The organism is Pseudomonas sp. (genome assembly GCF_017744435.1).
Taxonomy (GTDB): Bacteria; Pseudomonadota; Gammaproteobacteria; order Pseudomonadales; family Pseudomonadaceae; genus Aquipseudomonas.
In genome coordinates, this window is the sequence record NZ_JAGIBG010000008.1 from 115,000 (window position 1) to 131,516 (window position 16,517).

At 63.9% G+C, this 16,517-nt stretch carries 16 protein-coding genes; 10 read left to right on the forward strand and 6 right to left on the reverse strand.

All coding sequences use genetic code 11. From position 1 onward, the window contains the following. The first annotated feature begins 7 nt into the window (after nucleotides 1-7). The gene (locus tag J7573_RS08070) at nucleotides 8-916 is read left to right on the forward strand and encodes an acetaldehyde dehydrogenase (acetylating) (protein WP_294332219.1); all 909 of its coding nucleotides are present in this window, start codon (nucleotides 8-10) and stop codon (nucleotides 914-916) included. Between the two features lie 11 nt (nucleotides 917-927). Beyond that, on the forward strand, nucleotides 928-1,962 hold the full coding sequence (gene dmpG, locus J7573_RS08075; protein ID WP_294332221.1) for a 4-hydroxy-2-oxovalerate aldolase: 1,035 nt from the start codon (nucleotides 928-930) through the stop codon (nucleotides 1,960-1,962). 18 nt (nucleotides 1,963-1,980) lie between these two features. On the opposite strand, the gene nudE is transcribed toward dmpG, so the two are convergent. From nudE to J7573_RS08090, 3 genes are all read right to left on the reverse strand, one after another. Continuing rightward, on the reverse strand, nucleotides 1,981-2,532 hold the full coding sequence (nudE, locus tag J7573_RS08080; protein ID WP_294332224.1) for an ADP compounds hydrolase NudE: 552 nt from the start codon (nucleotides 2,530-2,532) through the stop codon (nucleotides 1,981-1,983). A gap of 103 nt (nucleotides 2,533-2,635) precedes the next feature. Beyond that, nucleotides 2,636-3,763, reverse strand: a complete 1,128-nt coding sequence (locus tag J7573_RS08085) for a LuxR C-terminal-related transcriptional regulator (protein WP_294332227.1) — start codon at nucleotides 3,761-3,763, stop codon at nucleotides 2,636-2,638. A 134-nt stretch (nucleotides 3,764-3,897) separates the two neighbouring features. After that, the gene (locus J7573_RS08090; protein ID WP_294332230.1) at nucleotides 3,898-4,941 is read right to left on the reverse strand and encodes a Rieske 2Fe-2S domain-containing protein; all 1,044 of its coding nucleotides are present in this window, start codon (nucleotides 4,939-4,941) and stop codon (nucleotides 3,898-3,900) included. A gap of 195 nt (nucleotides 4,942-5,136) precedes the next feature. Between J7573_RS08090 and J7573_RS08095 the strand changes: the two genes are divergently transcribed. The 4 genes from J7573_RS08095 (at nucleotide 5,137) to J7573_RS08110 (ending at nucleotide 9,015) form a co-directional block, all read left to right on the forward strand. After that, nucleotides 5,137-5,967 (forward strand): SDR family NAD(P)-dependent oxidoreductase, encoded by an 831-nt coding sequence (locus J7573_RS08095; protein ID WP_294332234.1) that lies wholly within the window; start codon nucleotides 5,137-5,139, stop codon nucleotides 5,965-5,967. Continuing rightward, the gene (locus J7573_RS08100) at nucleotides 5,954-6,880 is read left to right on the forward strand and encodes an alpha/beta hydrolase (RefSeq protein WP_294332236.1); all 927 of its coding nucleotides are present in this window, start codon (nucleotides 5,954-5,956) and stop codon (nucleotides 6,878-6,880) included. Before J7573_RS08095 ends, J7573_RS08100 begins: the two co-directional genes overlap by 14 nt. Before the next feature lie 93 nt (nucleotides 6,881-6,973). Next, nucleotides 6,974-7,141 (forward strand): hypothetical protein, encoded by a 168-nt coding sequence (locus J7573_RS08105; RefSeq protein ID WP_294332240.1) that lies wholly within the window; start codon nucleotides 6,974-6,976, stop codon nucleotides 7,139-7,141. Nucleotides 7,142-7,257: 116 nt separating this feature from the next. Beyond that, nucleotides 7,258-9,015 (forward strand): FAD-binding protein, encoded by a 1,758-nt coding sequence (locus tag J7573_RS08110; protein WP_294332242.1) that lies wholly within the window; start codon nucleotides 7,258-7,260, stop codon nucleotides 9,013-9,015. A 51-nt stretch (nucleotides 9,016-9,066) separates the two neighbouring features. Here the strand turns inward: J7573_RS08110 and J7573_RS08115 are convergent, their stop codons facing one another. Further along, on the reverse strand, nucleotides 9,067-9,822 hold the full coding sequence (locus J7573_RS08115; protein ID WP_294332245.1) for a glucose 1-dehydrogenase: 756 nt from the start codon (nucleotides 9,820-9,822) through the stop codon (nucleotides 9,067-9,069). Between the two features lie 196 nt (nucleotides 9,823-10,018). Then, the gene (locus J7573_RS08120) at nucleotides 10,019-10,990 is read right to left on the reverse strand and encodes a LysR substrate-binding domain-containing protein (protein ID WP_294332247.1); all 972 of its coding nucleotides are present in this window, start codon (nucleotides 10,988-10,990) and stop codon (nucleotides 10,019-10,021) included. A 40-nt stretch (nucleotides 10,991-11,030) separates the two neighbouring features. Between J7573_RS08120 and J7573_RS08125 the strand changes: the two genes are divergently transcribed. Further along, nucleotides 11,031-11,786, forward strand: a complete 756-nt coding sequence (locus J7573_RS08125) for a class II aldolase/adducin family protein (protein ID WP_294332250.1) — start codon at nucleotides 11,031-11,033, stop codon at nucleotides 11,784-11,786. Nucleotides 11,787-11,962: 176 nt separating this feature from the next. Then, on the forward strand, nucleotides 11,963-12,661 hold the full coding sequence (locus J7573_RS08130) for an ion channel (protein ID WP_294332253.1): 699 nt from the start codon (nucleotides 11,963-11,965) through the stop codon (nucleotides 12,659-12,661). A 272-nt stretch (nucleotides 12,662-12,933) separates the two neighbouring features. On the opposite strand, the gene prpR is transcribed toward J7573_RS08130, so the two are convergent. Further along, nucleotides 12,934-14,880 (reverse strand): propionate catabolism operon regulatory protein PrpR, encoded by a 1,947-nt coding sequence (gene prpR, locus J7573_RS08135; RefSeq protein WP_294332256.1) that lies wholly within the window; start codon nucleotides 14,878-14,880, stop codon nucleotides 12,934-12,936. Nucleotides 14,881-15,079: 199 nt separating this feature from the next. On the opposite strand from prpR, the gene J7573_RS08140 reads away from it, so the two are divergent. Beyond that, complete coding sequence (locus tag J7573_RS08140) at nucleotides 15,080-16,138, forward strand: phosphotransferase family protein (RefSeq protein ID WP_294332259.1); 1,059 nt, start codon at nucleotides 15,080-15,082, stop codon at nucleotides 16,136-16,138. Further along, the gene (locus tag J7573_RS08145) at nucleotides 16,135-16,491 is read left to right on the forward strand and encodes a DUF6285 domain-containing protein (RefSeq protein ID WP_294332262.1); all 357 of its coding nucleotides are present in this window, start codon (nucleotides 16,135-16,137) and stop codon (nucleotides 16,489-16,491) included. The genes J7573_RS08140 and J7573_RS08145 overlap by 4 nt, the downstream gene beginning before the upstream one ends. The last annotated feature ends 26 nt before the right edge of the window (nucleotides 16,492-16,517 follow it).

Genomic DNA, 16,517 nt, shown 5'->3' on the forward strand with positions numbered 1-16,517 from the left:
AAGGCCCATGAGCCAGAAACTGAAAGCGGCCATTATCGGCCCGGGAAACATCGGCACCGACCTGCTGATGAAAATGCTTCGCTCCGAATGGATCGAACCGGTCTGGATGGTCGGCGTCGACCCGGGGTCCGAAGGCCTCAAGCGCGCCCGCGAGATGGGCGTGAAGACCACTGCCGAAGGCCTCGACGGCCTGCTGCCGCACGTGCTGGACGACGATATCCGCATCGCCTTCGATGCCACCTCGGCCTACGCCCATGCCCGCAACAGCCAGAAGCTCAACGAACTGGGCGTGGTCATGATCGACCTCACCCCCGCAGCCATCGGCCCGTTCTGCGTGCCGCCGGTCAACCTCAAGGAACATGCCGCCACGCTGGCGATGAACGTCAACATGGTCACCTGTGGCGGCCAGGCGACCATCCCCATGGTCGCTGCCGTGTCGCGCATCCAGCCGGTCGCCTATGGCGAGATCGTCGCCACGGTGTCTTCCAGCTCAGTGGGGCCGGGCACGCGGCAGAACATCGACGAATTCACCCGCACCACGGCAGGCGCCGTGGAGAGCATCGGTGGCGCGCGGCGCGGCAAGGCCATCATCGTCATCAACCCGGCCGAGCCGCCGTTGATGATGCGCGACACCATCCATTGCCTGACCGACGACACCCCCGACCAGGATGCGATACGTGCCTCGGTACTGAGCATGGTCAGCGAAGTGCAGCGCTACGTGCCCGGCTACAAGCTGGTCAACGGCCCGGTGTTCGACGGCAACAAGGTGTCGATCTTCATCGAGGTGGAAGGCCTGGGCGACTTCCTGCCCAAGTCGGCCGGCAACCTCGACATCATGACCGCCGCCGGCCTGCGCACCGCCGAGATGTTCGCCGAAGAAGCCCACAAGGGCGCCCTGCAATTGCCCGCCCGTTGAGGAGAGTGACCATGAACCTTCAAGGCAAGAATGTGCTGCTGCACGACATGAGCCTGCGTGACGGCATGCACGCCAAGCGTCACCAGATCAGCATCAAGCAGATGGTCGACGTGGCCACCGGCCTGGACGCTGCCGGCGTGCCGCTGATCGAGATCACCCACGGCGATGGCCTGGGCGGTGCGTCGCTGAACTATGGCATGCCGGCCCACAGCGACGAGGAGTACTTCACTGCGGTGATCCCACGGCTCAAGCAGGCCAAGGTGTCAGCGTTGCTGTTGCCGGGGATCGGCACCCTGGATCACCTGAAGATGGCCCATGAGCATGGGGTATCGACCATTCGCGTGGCCACCCACTGCACCGAGGCCGACGTGTCCGGCCAGCACATCGGCATGGCGGCGAAGATGGGCCTGGACACCGTGGGCTTCCTGATGATGGCGCACATGGTCAGCGCCGAAAAGCTGCTGGAGCAGGCACGCCTGATGCAGAGCTATGGTGCCAACTGCATCTACTGCACCGACTCGGCGGGTTACATGCTGCCGGACGAAGTCAGCCAGAAGATTGCCGTGCTGCGGGCGGGCCTGGAGCCGGGCGTCGAAGTGGGCTTCCATGGCCATCACAACCTGGGCATGGCCATTGCCAACTCCCTGGCGGCCATCGAGGCGGGGGCGGCGCGTATCGACGGTTCCGTCGCAGGGCTCGGTGCCGGGGCCGGCAATACGCCGCTGGAGGTGTTCGTCGCGGTGCTCGAGCGCATGGGCGTGCACAGTGGTGTGGACCTCTACCGGATCATGGACGTGGCCGAAGACCGCGTGGTACCGATGATGGACCAGCCGATTCGCCTGGACCGCGATGCCCTGACCCTGGGCTACGCAGGGGTGTATAGCTCGTTCTTGCTGTTCGCCAAGCGTGCCGAGCTGATGTACGGCGTGCCGGCCCGCGAGCTGCTGGTGGAGCTGGGCCGGCGCGGTACCGTCGGCGGGCAGGAAGACATGATCGAGGACCTGGCCTTGACCCTGTCGCGCGCGCGCGGCTGCTTGCCGACCTGAAGCGGGTATTCGCTGGCGTCAGCTACGCTGCGCCAGCACCCCCATGGCCATGAATATCGCGGCAATTGCCCGCGCTTCGTGGAGTTCGCCGCTGGCGACCAGGGCTGCCACCTGCGCCATCGGTACGGTCAGGCATTCCAGCGGTTCAGGCTCGTCTGCGCTCAGCCGGCTGCAAGGGCTGAGCTGTTCGGCCAGTACCACCCGGCAGCGGTGGCCCAGGTGGCCAGGCGCCAAGGTCAGGTCGCCCAGTTCGGTCAGCCGCGCACTGTGCAGCCCCACTTCTTCGCCAAGCTCCCGTTGCGCTGCCTGCAGGTAGCTTTCGCCAGCTTCGGCGCCGCCCTTGGGCAGGCCGAGTATGGTGCCTTCCACACCCACCGCATACTCGTGGACCATCAGCAGATGGTGCGGATCCGGCATTGCCACCAGCAACACCGAGCGGTAACCAGTACCGTTCAGGCGTTCGTAGACGCGGCGCTGGCCGTTGCTGAACTGCAGGTGCAGCGCTTCGATCTGGAAATGGCTGCTTTTGGCCAGCAGTTCGGTCTTGAGGATGGTAGGGCTCTGGCGCATGGGACGGGCCTCTGGCGGCAATAGGCGACAGGCCCACTATGGCGTGGCAAGGGGCGCCTGCCATCGTCCGGGCGGACGATGGCATTGCAGGCGGTGGGTGAGGTCAGCCCAGGGTGGCGACGCTGCGCAGGATCAGCCGGACCAGCATGGTCTGGCGGGTGACGCCGGTCTTGGAGAAGGTGGAGCGCAGGTGCGCACGCGACGTGTTGCGGCTGATGCCGAGCTCTTCGGAGGCTTCGTCGAGGGTCAGGCCATTGGCCAGGAGCATGGCCAGCTGGGTTTCCGCCGGCGTGAAGTCGAACAGCGCGCGGACGATCTCCTGGGGCGCGGTGGATTGTTGCTCCGGGTCGCTGATGAAGATCACCACGGCGGGGCATTGCTTGCCCTCGCTCCAGGCTGCCAGGGGCACCGAGCGCACGATGAGCCCTAAGTCAGCGCGACCGGACGGGCGCTTGACGCGCATGGCTTCGACCACCGTCGCCTGGTTGCCCTTCTGCGAAAGCATGGCCTGGCGCACCAGGCGGCGATACTCCTGGGTGTCGCGGGCGCTGCCGACCTGCAGGCCATCATTGACCTGCTTGATGCCGTCTTTCTCTTGCAGCAGCCGATCGGCGACCTGGTTGGTCTGCAGCACCTTGCCGGTTTCGTCGAGGATGATGGTGCCCACGGCCATCTGGTCGACGGCACCGGCATACAGGTTGCGTTCGCTCTCGATACGGTTGAGCTGCATGTGCACCTTGATCGACTGCTCCAGGTGCGGGATGAAACGTGCCAGCAAGGCCTTTTCGGCGTTGACGAAGGGCGGATCGTCGCGCCCCCGGCTGATGCGCAGGCGGCACTGGGCACCGTCGCTGGTATTGATGTCCACCCCCAGGATATGGAAGACGTCCACCGGTTCCAGGAAGTTACGGAAGAACTCCGACTGCCTGAGCTCGGCTTCCGGCAGGTAATCGCTCAAGGCGACGACTTCGTTGCTGGGGAGCCCGATGAAGGGGTCCAGGGCAAAGAAGTGCTTGTTGTAGGAGTTGGTCGCTTCGCTGGAGGTGCCATTGGTACTGACCATCAGGCCGTCGACCTGGGTGCTGGGCGGGCGCAGGATGAAGGTGACGTACTTGCTGTCGAGGAGGCGATTGAGCTGGTTGAGGAAGGTCACCCATGGGATGTTTTCCATCGGGCCCTGATAGAGCTGACCGACCAGCTCGCTGAAGTCTTCGAGGTTGAGACTCTGCATGAATGCGTACCGTTTATTATTATTAGCACTGGCGTCGGCGAGCATAAACGGTGTCCTTGCTTGCGCGCAATGTCCCGCCACAGGCCCGATCAGCGGTCACTGCTGGCCGCTGTCGGGTGCCAGGTATCCCGCTGTCAGGCGCGCTCGGCGCCACACACGTCAAACTGTTTGCGGGTGCGAGTATCGTCGCAGATCAACGCCACATCGGTGTAGAACTGCTCATACCAGCGGCGCAGCTGGTACACCGGGCCATCGCCGTCGCACAGCAGCGGGTTGTCGACACGGGTCTTGCTGTGCCAGATCGCGACATCCTCGTAGAAAGCCTCCTGGGCCTGTTTGACATAGGCCTTGGCGATGGCCTGGTTGTCTTCCTCGCTCAGGCCCGGGATCTTCTTGACCAGCACCCCGTAGCGCAGGGTGAAGCTGTCGAGGTCGATCGGCACGTGGCAGTTCAGCAGCACCGAATGAATCGGCTGATCGCCTATGGCGCCGGTCATTTCGGTGATCTGGTAGGCCGGGCCGTAGTAGGTGGCGACGGTGGTCAGCAGGCTGTCACCGGATAGCCGCGCACTGCGCGCGCGCATGACCTGGGCGGCGGTGTGCCCCTCGAAGACGTTGCTGAAGGCTTCGATCGGGGCGCCATGCACGGTGTCGAAATGTGCCATGTCGGCGACGTTGTCGATCAGCTCGCGGCAATTGGTGTCGATCTTCAGGTCGGCAATTTCCCACGTTGCCCATTGCTCGTCGTAACAGGCATCGATGCGCGGGATGGCCTGCTCGGCGATCGGCGCATTGCCTTCGGGGTCGTTCCACACGAACAGCAGGTGGTTCTGCTCCATGATCGGCCAGCGCTTGACCTTGGCCCGTGGCGGGATGCGCTTGGCGTACGGGATGTCGTCGCAGACACCGTCGGCATTCCAGCGCCAGCCGTGGAACGGGCAGCGGATGGCATTGCCTTCGACACAGCCAGTGCTCAGGTCGGCACCCATGTGCGGGCAGTAACCGTCGAGAATGTTCAGTTGGCCATCTTCGCCCTGGAAGGCCACCAGGCAGGTGCCGAACACGTCCAGGCGGTGGGCCTGGCCATCGCGATACTGGGCCGCCAGGCCAAGGCAGTGCCAACCACGTGCGTAGCGGTCCTCCAGCAGTTTGGCTTCGATACGGTGCAGTGTGCTCATGTTGTTGTTCTCCGGTTCTTGTTAGGGCCGCTGGCGGTTGCACGCCATTGCGATCACGGGCAGCTCGGCCGACGGTACGGGTGCACTCAAGCGATTCTGCCGCGCGTGTCGTGGCGGTCATCGTCTGAACGGACGATGGCCGCTGGCAGCAGGGCGGATTTACTGGCAGCCATCAGCCATGTGCAGGAGAACGTGATGGCAGGACAGGTAGCAGTGATCACCGGCGCAGCCAGCGGCATTGGCCGCGGGCTGGCCGAACATGCGGCGCAGCTTGGCCTGCGCCTGGTGCTGGCGGATGTCGACGAGCCGCGCCTCATGGCACTGGCCGCGCAGTTGCGGGGGCAGGGCGCCGAGGTGCTGGCCAGGGTTACCCAGGTGGGCGACCCCGAGCAGATGGCGCAGCTGCGCGATGCAGCCCTGGCGCGTTTTGCAGGCGTCGACCTGCTGTTCAACAACGCCGGTGTGATGCAGACCGGCTACAGCTGGGAAGTCGACGCCGCTCAATGGCAGCGAATCCTCGACATCAACCTGCGAGGCGTGATCAACGGCATCCACTGCTTCGTGCCGCTGCTGCTCGAGCAGCAGCGCCCGGCCCACGTGATCAATACCGCGTCGCTGGCAGGGCTGGTCTGCAGCCCGTTGATGGCGCCTTACACCGTCACCAAGCAAGCCGTGGTGGCGCTCAGCGAAACCCTGCACTACGAGCTGGCCCAGCTGGGTGCGCAAGTCTCGGTGTCAGTGCTCTGCCCAGGCGCCGTGGCCAGCGCCATCATGGCCTCCGACCCGGTCGGGGAGGGCCCGGCGGCATCCTTCAACGCTGCGCTCGACAGCAGCATTCGCGCCGGCATGAGCCCGCGCGAGCTGGCCGCCCAGGTGTTCCAGGCCGTCGACGAGAAGCGCTTCTGGATTCTCCCGCACAAAGCATTCAAGCCCGCTCTGGAGCGGCGCCTGCGCAGCATGCTCGATGAAACCAACCCGACGTTCGCCATGGCCGACCTGGAGGAAGACGCACATGCCACTCGATGACCAGCTTGCCAGCGTACTGCAGGGTTTCAGCGCCCAGGGTGAGCCCGATTACGCCACCCTTGATGTGCCCCAGTACCGACTGTACGCGGACAACCTGATGCCGCCTTTGGCCGGCGCCGAAATGGCCGAGGTCCGGGATATTGAAGTCGGCGGGGCCCAGGGGATGCTCGCGGCGCGCCTGTACCGGCCCGTGCTGCACGAGCGCTTGCCATTGCTGGTGTTCTTTCACGGCGGTGGCTTTGTGATCGGCAACCTGGACACCCACGACAACCTGTGCCGCACCTTGGCGCAGGAGACCGGCGCGGTCGTGGTGTCGGTGGCCTACCGCCTTGCACCGGAGGCGCCTTTCCCGGCAGCGCCGCACGATTGCCATGCCGCAACCCTGTGGCTGGTCGAGCATGCCCAGGCACTGGGCGTGGACGCTGAGCGCCTGGCACTGGCCGGTGACAGCGCCGGTGCCAACCTGGCGATTGCGGTCAGTCGCCTGGCCCGCGAACGGCGGGGGCCGGCGATTCGGCATCAGTGCCTGTTCTATCCGGTGACCGATGCGGCGTGCGCTACGGCGTCCTATGCACAATTTGCCGAAGGTTACCTGTTGTCGCGAAACATGATGCGCTGGTTCTGGGGGCAGTACCTGGAGCACCCGCAGCAGGGTGAAGACCCGCTGGCATCGCCCCTGCGCGACGAGCACCTGCAGGGTTTGCCAGCCACCACCTTGCTGACTGCCGAATACGACCCGCTTCGCGATGAAGGCGAGGCGTTTGCCGAACGCTTGCAGGCGGCAGGGGTGAGCGTGCGGCTGGAGCGTTGCAACGGCATGGTGCACGGTTTCATCAGCATGGCGCCCTTCGTCGAGGCTGCCGCACGGGCGTTGCAGGGCGCCGCTGCGGACCTGCGCCGAGCGTTGCAGTAATGCCGGCCTGCCTCGTCCATTCGGACGAGGCAGGCGGCAAGCGGCAATTCTAGTCTGGCAGTACACCATCTCCCTGCATCGAGAGCCATGGCCATGAAAACAACAAGAATATGCCTGACCCTGATTACCTGCGCCTTCGTCCTGGCCTATGTGTCGGCGTTGACGCAGCCCTTACCGGTTTCGCACGTGGCCTACTACTGCCAGCCTGGTTATGCGTCCTGCTACATGCCGGCGCTCGGTGCCATGCGCCTGTTGCCTTGAGCAAGCTAATGCGGCCGAGGGGGTAGGGTGGCTACCTAGCGTTGACCTGCGCCTGCTCCGGCCGACCTCAATTCGTCGCAATCGCGGCCGTTGGCCGCACAGGGAGAAGGGCTTCAATGAACAATGACAACACCCAGGCCTTGCGCTGGGATGCCAGCTACGACGTGGTCGTGGTCGGCTCGGGTGCCGGCGCCATGACCGCTGCGCTACGCGCCCATGACCATGGCCTGTCGGTACTGATGGTGGAAAAGGCGGCCGAATATGGCGGCACGACGGCGATCTCCGGCGGCGGCATCTGGATCCCCTGCAACGACCAGATCGAAGGCCTGGGCGGCAGCGACTCGCGCGATGAGGCGCGGGCCTACCTGCGTGCCACCGTTGGCGAAGATTACGAGCCCGCGCGCATCGACGCTTACCTGGAGCATGGCCCCAGGATGCTCGACTACCTGGCTGCCCGGGCGCAAACCCGTTTTCACGCTGTGGCGCGTTACCCCGACTATTACCCTGAGCGCGAAGGCGGCAAGCCGGGCTATCGCACCATGGAGCCGGCAAATTTCGATGCCGCCCGCCTGGGCGATGAATTCCAGCGCTTGCGCGCACCGTCGCCGGCGACCCTGATTGCTGGGCGTATCGCCATGACCCAGGTAGAGGCACACACCATCGTCACCAAGGAACCTGGCTGGCTGTGGCTGACCGCGCGCCTGGGTCTGGGCTACCTCGCCGACCTGCGCTGGCGCCGACGCACAGCGCGGGACCGCCGCTTGACACTGGGCAACGCGCTGGTGGCCAGTTTGCGTGCAGCGATGCAGGCGAGGGGGATCGAACTGTGGTTGCAGGCACCCATGCGCACGCTGTGCAGCCATAACGGCAAGGTCACGGGGCTGGTGGTCGAGCACCAGGGCAAGGTGTGCAATGTACAGGCGGTAGCGGGGGTGATCCTGGGGTGCGGGGGCTTTGAGGCCGACCAACTCATGCGCGAGCAGTACCTGCCCGGCCCGACCAGTGCCAAATGGACGGCAGCACCGCCCATCAACAGTGGCGATGGCATTCGCGCCGGCTTGGCGCTAGGTGCCGATGTGGCGTTGATGAGCCATACCTGGGGGGCGCCGACGGTGCATGTTCCCGGTGAGGAGAAGCAGCGCGCACTGTTCGTCGAACGGGCGTTTCCAGGTTGCATCATGGTCAACGGCCAAGGGCGGCGTTTTGTCAATGAAGCGGCGCCCTATCCGGACATCATCTATGCCATGTACGCCGACCAGCAGCGCAACGGTGGCAACGTGCCGGCCTGGTTCATATTCGATGCCGAGTACCGCAAACGCTACCCGTGCGGCGTGCTGTTGCCAGGTTCGGTGCAGCCGGATAGCAAGATCCCCGATGGCTGGCTGGACAAGGTGATCTACCGGGCGGACAGCCTGGCGGCGCTGGCCGCCAAGATCGGCGTGGATGCCCAGGGCCTGGAGCAGAGCGTGGGGCGCCTCAACCAGCAGGCCGCCAGCGGCGTTGACACCGACTTTTTCAAAGGTACCAGCCTGTTCGACCGCTACTACGGCGACAGCACCTGCCGCCCCAACCCCTGCCTCGGCCCGCTCGCACGGGCGCCGTATTACGCGCTGCGCATCGATGCTGGCGAGTTGGGCACCAAAGGCGGCCTGCGCACCGATGCGCAAGCGCGGGTGTTGCGCCCTGACGGGTCGCTGATCGAAGGCTTGTACGCCATCGGCAATACCAGTGCTGCGCTGATGGGCAAGACTTACCCCGGCCCAGGCTCGACCATCGGTCCGGCCATGACGTTCGGGTTCATCGCGGCCAATCATCTGGCCCGCAAGGTAGGCCAGGTGCCAGCAGAGGTTGCCGCAGAAGTCGGCTTGCACTGATGCTCGTGTGGCCCAATCGCGGGTTTGCCCCGCGATTGGGCCGTTTGCGCATCAGCCGAACGTGCTGCCGGCCAGCATGCCGCCGTCGATGATGAACTCGGAGCCTGTGCAATAGCTGGACTCGTCGCTGGCCAGGAACAGCACCAGGCTGGCCACCTCTTCAGGCTGGCCGATGCGCGGGATCGGCAGGCCGCTGTAGATTTGCGCAGGGTCGAAACCGGCCATTTCCGGGGGGCGCGACATGACGGTATCGATACCACCCGGATGTACCGAGTTGACACGAATCCCCGCGCTACCCAGCTCAAGCGCTGCAGACTTGGTCATGCCACGTACGGCGAACTTGCTCGCCGAGTAGGCCGTGCCATAGGCGACACCCTCCATGCCTGCAGTCGATGACACGTTGATGATCGAGCCACCTCCCGCCTGGCGCATGGCCGCCAACACCGACTTCATGCCCAGCCAGCAACCGACCTGGTTGACGTCGATGACCCGCCGATAGTCCTCCAGCGAGCATTGTTCAAGCGGTGCCATGCGCAGGATGGCGGCGTTGTTGACGAGTACGTCGAGCTTGCCGAAGTGCGCCTGGGTCATCTCCACACAGGCTTGCCATTGTTCGGCGCAGGTCACGTCCAGCGGATGGAAGCAGGCGGCTTCGCCCAACTCGGCGGCCAATGCGCGACCTTCCGTTTCCAGTACATCGGCAATCACCACCTTCGCCCCTTCGGCGACAAAACGCCGTGCTTCGGCTGCGCCCTGGCCGCGTGCGGCCCCGGTGATCAGCGCGACCTTGCCTGTCAATCGACTCATCGTGTAGCTCCTCGTTTGCCCATGCGGGTTGTCGGTATTCGACAGCCTTCATTCTGGTGGCCAGAGGGGCCTGTTTTCATGGTCCGTTCGGGTGAGGTCGTATGTTCCTGGCTGTATTGAATCGGTTCCCACAGGGATCGCGTCAATTCTCAGAAGATGAGCAAGGCCAGTTGCATCAGTACCCTGCATACGGACCCTAGGTGGTATGAGCGAGTGTTTCGGTCAGCCAGTCGCTGAACGCCTTGACGATGGGGCGCTCCGCCTTGGCCGGATGGCAGACCAGAAAATACGCACGGTTTGCCCGTGTGCTGATGTCGAACGGGCTCACCAGCAGGCCTCGCCTCAGTGCGTCGCTGCTGAGCAAGGTGTCGCCCAACGCGACGCCTTGGCCTGCCAGGCAGGCGGCCAATGCACAGGGGGCGTCGGAGAACAGGACGCCGGATGAAGCATCGACGTTGTTGCGGCCAGCTGCCCCCAGCCATACCCGCCAATCCGTGTAGTCGTTCATGTGCAGCAGCGTGTAGTTCGACAGGTCATCGATTTGCCGAAGACCGCCGTTGGCATAGAGCAGTTGCGGGCTCAACACCGGGAAGTAATGCAGGTCCATCAGCGGCATTACCTGCATGTTCGGCCAATCACCCGTGCCGTAGGAAATGAAGATGTCCGCTTCGCTCGAGCTGGTATCGGCCGGCGTGCGTGGCGAGATCAGGTGCAATTGAACCTGAGGATGGAGCGTCATGAACGCGTTGATGTGCTGGCACAACCAGGCGCTGGCAAAACCGGTGTTGCAACTGACGCACAGGCGCCCCGCGATCTGTTGCCCAGGCGGGCCTGCTGCAGCCAGCTGCACGCGCTCAAGGATCTGCTGCACCTCCCGGGCGTACTGCTCCCCTCGAAACGTCAGCCGGACGCCTCGGCCAATGCGTTCAGTCAGGGCGAACCCCAGCTGCTGCTCAAGCGTGCTGATGCGGTGACTGACGGCACTTCGTGTGAGGCTGAGTTCGTCAGCTGCGCTTGAGATGCTGCCGAGTCGTGCCACTGCATCCAGTGCACGAAGCGCCGTCATTGATGGGAAGTGCATAGGGCCCCGCATCGGGTGGAAATAGGCAATGGGTGAAACTAACACTACATCAATGGCGAAATTAATTCGATTGTTGCCAGTTTTCATTCACCGATAATGAGCTCACATCCGTATTGGAGCGAAATACATGACCCCGACCGAACACATGCTGCGCCAGGAGCTAGCCGCCTGCTACCGACTGATCGCGCATTTCCGCATGACCGACTTGATCTTTACCCACATCTCGGTGCGCATACCGGGGCCGGAGCATCATTTTCTGATCAATCCATACGGGCTGATGTTCGAGGAAATCACCGCCTCCAACTTGGTCAAGATCGACCTGGATGGGGCGCCAGTGGGCGATACGCCTTATGCCGTCAACCCGGCCGGTTTTGTCATCCACAGTGCCATTCACCGTGCGCGCCAGGACCTTCAATGCGTGCTGCATACCCACACGCGCGCCGGCTGTGCGGTTGCCGCCCTGGAGTGCGGCCTGCTGCCGGTGAACCAGATATCCATGGAGTTCTACGGCAAGGTCGCCTATCACCACTATGAAGGGATTGCCCTGGACCTCGATGAGCAACAACGCCTGGTTGCAGACCTGCAAGACAAGAACGTGATGATCTTGCGCAACCACGGCCTGCTGACTGGCGGGCGCAGTGTGGCCGAAGCGTTCCTCAGGATGTACTACCTGGAAAAAGCCTGTGAGATACAGCTCGCGGCCCAGCAGGCAGGCCAGCTGCTGCTGCCGAGCCATGACATTTGCGCCCATACCGAGCGACAGTTCAATGAGCCGCAGCGCGAACTGAAAGAGGGCGAGTTGACCGATCCGGGGGCGACTGACCTGGCCTGGAAGGCCTTGCTGCGCATGCTGGACCGTATAGCGCCCGACTACCGTGACTGAACCGCGATCATCCAGTAGATCATTCGGGGGCAAACGGCATTTGATACCGGAGAAAAATGTTAGCTGTTGGTTGCCAGGCACGGCTCTGACTAGACTCTGCTACATCTGTCCTTTCAAATCTGGTCCAGCGCACATCACCCTGCGGCGAGCGATCGTTGGTACTCCAGGAATTCTGTATGGAAAACTCGAAAGGCAAGACAGAGCCTGACGCCGACCTGGCCCAGATGATCCTGGGAGTGGGGCCTTGCACCAAACTGTTGCTTCTGCTGATTGGCCTGGTCCTCGTGTTCCCGTACTTGGAGGAAGGCCTGATAGCGCGCACGCTGCTGGGTATCTTGTTCTCGAGCGTACTGCTGGTGGGTGCTTTCGCGACTCCGCATACTCAGCGAGCATTCAGCCTGAAACTAGGCTTGGCACTGCTTGGCATCAGCCTTCAATGGACGGCGTTGTGGACGGCGAATCTGACGATCCTGAACCTTGCCGGGATAACGTATGCGGCGTCTCTGGGCGTCACGATCGCCGGGGTACTTCGCTATGTGCTCAAGCGGGGGCAAATTACCGCTGACAAACTGCACGGTGCGCTCGCGGGCTATATCATGATCGCGTTCGCCTGGGCATTCATTTACGCTGTGACCGAGCTATCGACGAGCGCTTCATTCGGCCCTGGCCACCTCGATTTCACACAGCCCGGCACCCTTTTCAAACTGATCTATTTCAGCTTCACGACCCTCACCACCACCGGGTTCGGTGACGTTGTGCCATTGACCAATCACGCCCGTTCACTGGTGATGGTCGAGGAATTCACGGGCGTCTTCTACGTTGGCGTTCTTATCGCCCGACTTGCCGGCCTCTATCCGTCACCTTCGATCCAGTAGCGCCAGGCTGCCAGTCCGCCAGTAAACGGTTCGGAAATGGGTGGGCGCGACGGACGGCGGCAGATAGAAAAGTGTTTTAATTTCCTGGGTTTATCAGTTTTCTGGATTACGGTGGAAGCCTGATCACAGGCTATCGGGATCGCCAAAGAACATTTGGACAGCGCTCTAGGACAGCATCTCTGGTGTAAAAAAGAAGAAATATACCCCCAAAAATACCCATCGATACCCCCAGCAGGATGTGCGATTGTCAGTGGGGAGGCCAAATACCTGGTTCACCGCGCGGACCTGAGCCTTCGCCATAATGTGGTCCGGCTGATTCCCAACTGCCGCGCCGCTTCGTCGAGATTGCCCTGGCAATTGTCCAGCGTCTCCTGCACATGGCGCAGTTGAGCGGCTTTGCCGACGCTGTTCAGGTCCGATGCCCGGAGTGTCCGGGGTCGGCCGGTCGGCGGCACACTGTCAGACAACTCGGGCAGCACCCGCGCCAGGTACTGTTCGTCCACGCCGTGCTCCCCCAGCAGCTCGCGCGCCGAGAGCATCGCCCGCTCGATCACGTTCTCCAGCTCACGCACATTGCCTGGCCACCCATAACGTGTCAGGTAAGGCAGCAGGGCGCTTGGCACCTGTGCCGCGCCGGGCGGCTGGCCCTGGACCAGCAGGCGCTGGCTGATGCCTCGGCAGATCAAGGCGATATCCTCGGGGCGCTCGCGCAAGGGGGTGGTTTGCAGGCGCAAAATGTTGAGCCGGTAGAACAGGTCGGTACGAAAATCGCCTTCCTCCATCGCGGCGCGCAGGTCCTGGTGAGTGGCGGCGATGACGCGTACATCAATGGCAATCGGCTCGGTGCCGCCCAGGCGCAGCACTTCGCGTTCTTGCAGAACACGCAACAGGCGCGTCTGCAGCGACACAGGCATGTCACCGATCTCGTCGAGGAACAACGTGCCACGGTGTGCCACTTCGAACAGGCCGGGCTTGCCGCCCTTGCGCGAGCCGCTGAAGGCGCCTTCCTCATAGCCGAACAGTTCGCTTTCCAGCAACGACTCCGGGAACGCTGCGCAGTTGATGGCGACGAAGGGGCCTTGCCAGCGCGGGCTCTCGTTATGGATGCCCTGGGCCAGCAACTCCTTGCCGGTACCGCTTTCACCGGTGATCAGCACGGTTGACTGGCTGGCGGCGAAACGCCTGGCCAGCTGCAGCATTTCGCGGTTGGCCCGGCTGTTGCCGTCGAGCTGCTCAAGCCGATAGCGGGCAGTGAAGGCGCCGGGGCGGCGGGTGGAGCGGATGCGTTGGTCCGCGCGCTGCACGGCGGTGGTGTCCTGGCAGGTCAGGACCAGGCCGGTGCGCTGGCCGTTCTCGAGGATCGGCAGCAGGTTGCTGACCACTGCATGTGAGCCGAGCCGGATCACCCGGTTTTCCTCGCCACCCTCGGCAAACGCCTGCTGCAGGTCCAGTTCCGGGCACAGCTGCTGCAGCGGACGGCCCAGCGCCGCGCTAAGCGGCAAATCCAGCAACTGAGCCAGGGCCGGATTGAGCGACTGCACGACCCCCTGGTTGTCGACCGCCGCCACGCCGGTGGGGATGTGTTGCAGCACGGCGTTCAAGTGCCGCCGCTTGGCCATCTCGATACGTTGGCTGTCGAGAATGCCCAAGGCCTCTTCGAGGGCCTTGCGCACGGTGTCTTCGCTCAGCGAAAGCACGCCGTGCAGGCCTGCCTGTTCCGCCAGTTCCACCACCGTCGAAGAACCGATGATGCTGCGACATCCCAGTCGGGCTGCCTGTTCGACCTCTTGGCGAGCTTCTTCAAGGGAGGTATAGGCGGCCTGGTGAACCTGTACCGTGAACAACGCGGCCATGGCCCGCAGGCCTTGGTCGATACGGTGGTAACTGAGCAAGGCCACTTGCGAGGCATGCTCGCGCGCCTGCCCCAGCGCACGCAGCAGGTCATCGCCACCCACGCGCATTGTCAGTACCGGGCGCGCCAGGTGTTTGCGCAGGTAGGCGGCAGTGGCCCCGGCGCAGATGAACACGTCCGCCTCGCCCCGCAACTCCAGTTCACGGGCGACTTGCAGCGCCTCGGTCACCGACGTGTCGAGCACCTCGATGTGAGTGTCGGGATAGTCAGACGCGAGCGTGGCCACCATATGGGCGAGGCGGCTGCGTTGCCGGGGGCGCTGCAGGTGGCTGATCAGCACGACAACCTGGGCGGTGGGAGAGTGCATGGTGGCGCCTTTCAAAAATGAACTGTTTCCATGTTGAACCAGGTTGTTTCATGAGTGCAATGCGAAGCGTAGCCAGAATTTCCCATGAACCGCTGTACACCTTGTTTTACGTGACCTGCAGGTGATCCTGGTGAAGTTGGCCCGGGCGTTGCTCTAGCGGACCTGTCCATTTGAAACCGAAGGCAGGGACCCTAGATTCATGAGCAGTTCCTCTACGACGTGTTCGGCAAGCGATGCGCTCGCGGCCGTGACCGACGAGCAGCGCCTCGTCGACTTCATTCGTGAACAGGCAACGGCAACCCGCGTTGTCATGCAAACCCGCAAGCGCCTGAGCGGCGGTGCCATCCAGGAAAACTGGCTGCTCGAACTGCTGATCGAGGGCGGCCCCTGGGCCGGCGCCCGGCGCTGGGTGTTGCGCAGCGACGCGCTGTCCGCGCTGCCGGCCAGCCTCGACCGGGCGCAGGAGTTCGCCGTGTTGCAGGTGGCCCACCAGGCCGGGGTGAAAGTACCGCGGCCGCTCTGGCTGTGCCGCGATACGCAGGTCTACGGGCGCGTGTTCTTCCTGATGGAGCATGTGCCGGGTGTCGCTGCCGGGCGCTTGCTCAGCGCAGGGGCAGGTGCCCAGGGTCAGGCCCGGCTGGCGGAGCAGCTCGGCGCCAACCTGGCGCGCCTGCATCAGGTCCGCCCGCCGAGCGTGGCGCTGGACTTCCTGCCCGTGCCGCAGCGCTCGCCGGCCCTGGCCAGCGTCGATGCCTATCGCCGTTACCTCGACACCCTCGACGATGCCTATCCGGCACTGGAATGGGGCCTGCGCTGGTGCGACCTGCATGCACCGCGCGACAGCCGTCTGTGCCTGCTGCATCGCGATTACCGCACGGGTAACTACCTGGCCAGCGAGCAGGGGCTGGAGGCGGTGCTGGATTGGGAGTTCACCGGTTGGGGCGACCCCTGCGAGGACCTTGGCTGGTTCACTGCCCCCTGCTGGCGCTTCACGCGCCCTGACCTGGAGGCCGGCGGTATCGGCCAGCTGGCGGACTTCCTGCGTGGCTACCACCAGGTATCGCCACTGTGGATCGAACCCGACCAACTGCACTACTGGCAGGTGCTGGCGACCCTGCGCTGGGCGGTGATCGCGCTGCAGCAGGGGCAGCGCCACCTGTCCGGCGAAGAGCCTTCCCTGGAGCTGGCACTGACTGCGCGCCTGCTGCCGGAGCTTGAACTCGACATCCTGAACATGACCGGAGCCGATGTGCCATGACCCAGCCGCACGCCCATGAGTTGCTCGAAATCGCCCGCCAGACCCTGCTGGAGCAGGTATTGCCGGCGCTGTCCGGCGAGCTTCGCTATCCGGCGTTGATGATCGCCAACGCCATGGCCATCGCCGCCCGGGAAAACCGCCTGGACGCCGCCGCCAGCCTTCAGGAGCAGGCGCACCTGGCCGCGCTGATCGATGCGCCCGCGCCGTCGTTGCAGGAAGCCCGACGACAGCTGGCGCAAGCGATTCGCCAGGGTCGCCACGACACCCCGCACAGCGCTCGTAGCCTGGTTGAGACGCTGCGCCGGGTGACGCTCGACCGGCTGGCGATCAGTAACCCCAAGGCCGTGCGCTGAGCGTGGCAAGCCCCTGTTTGAAAACC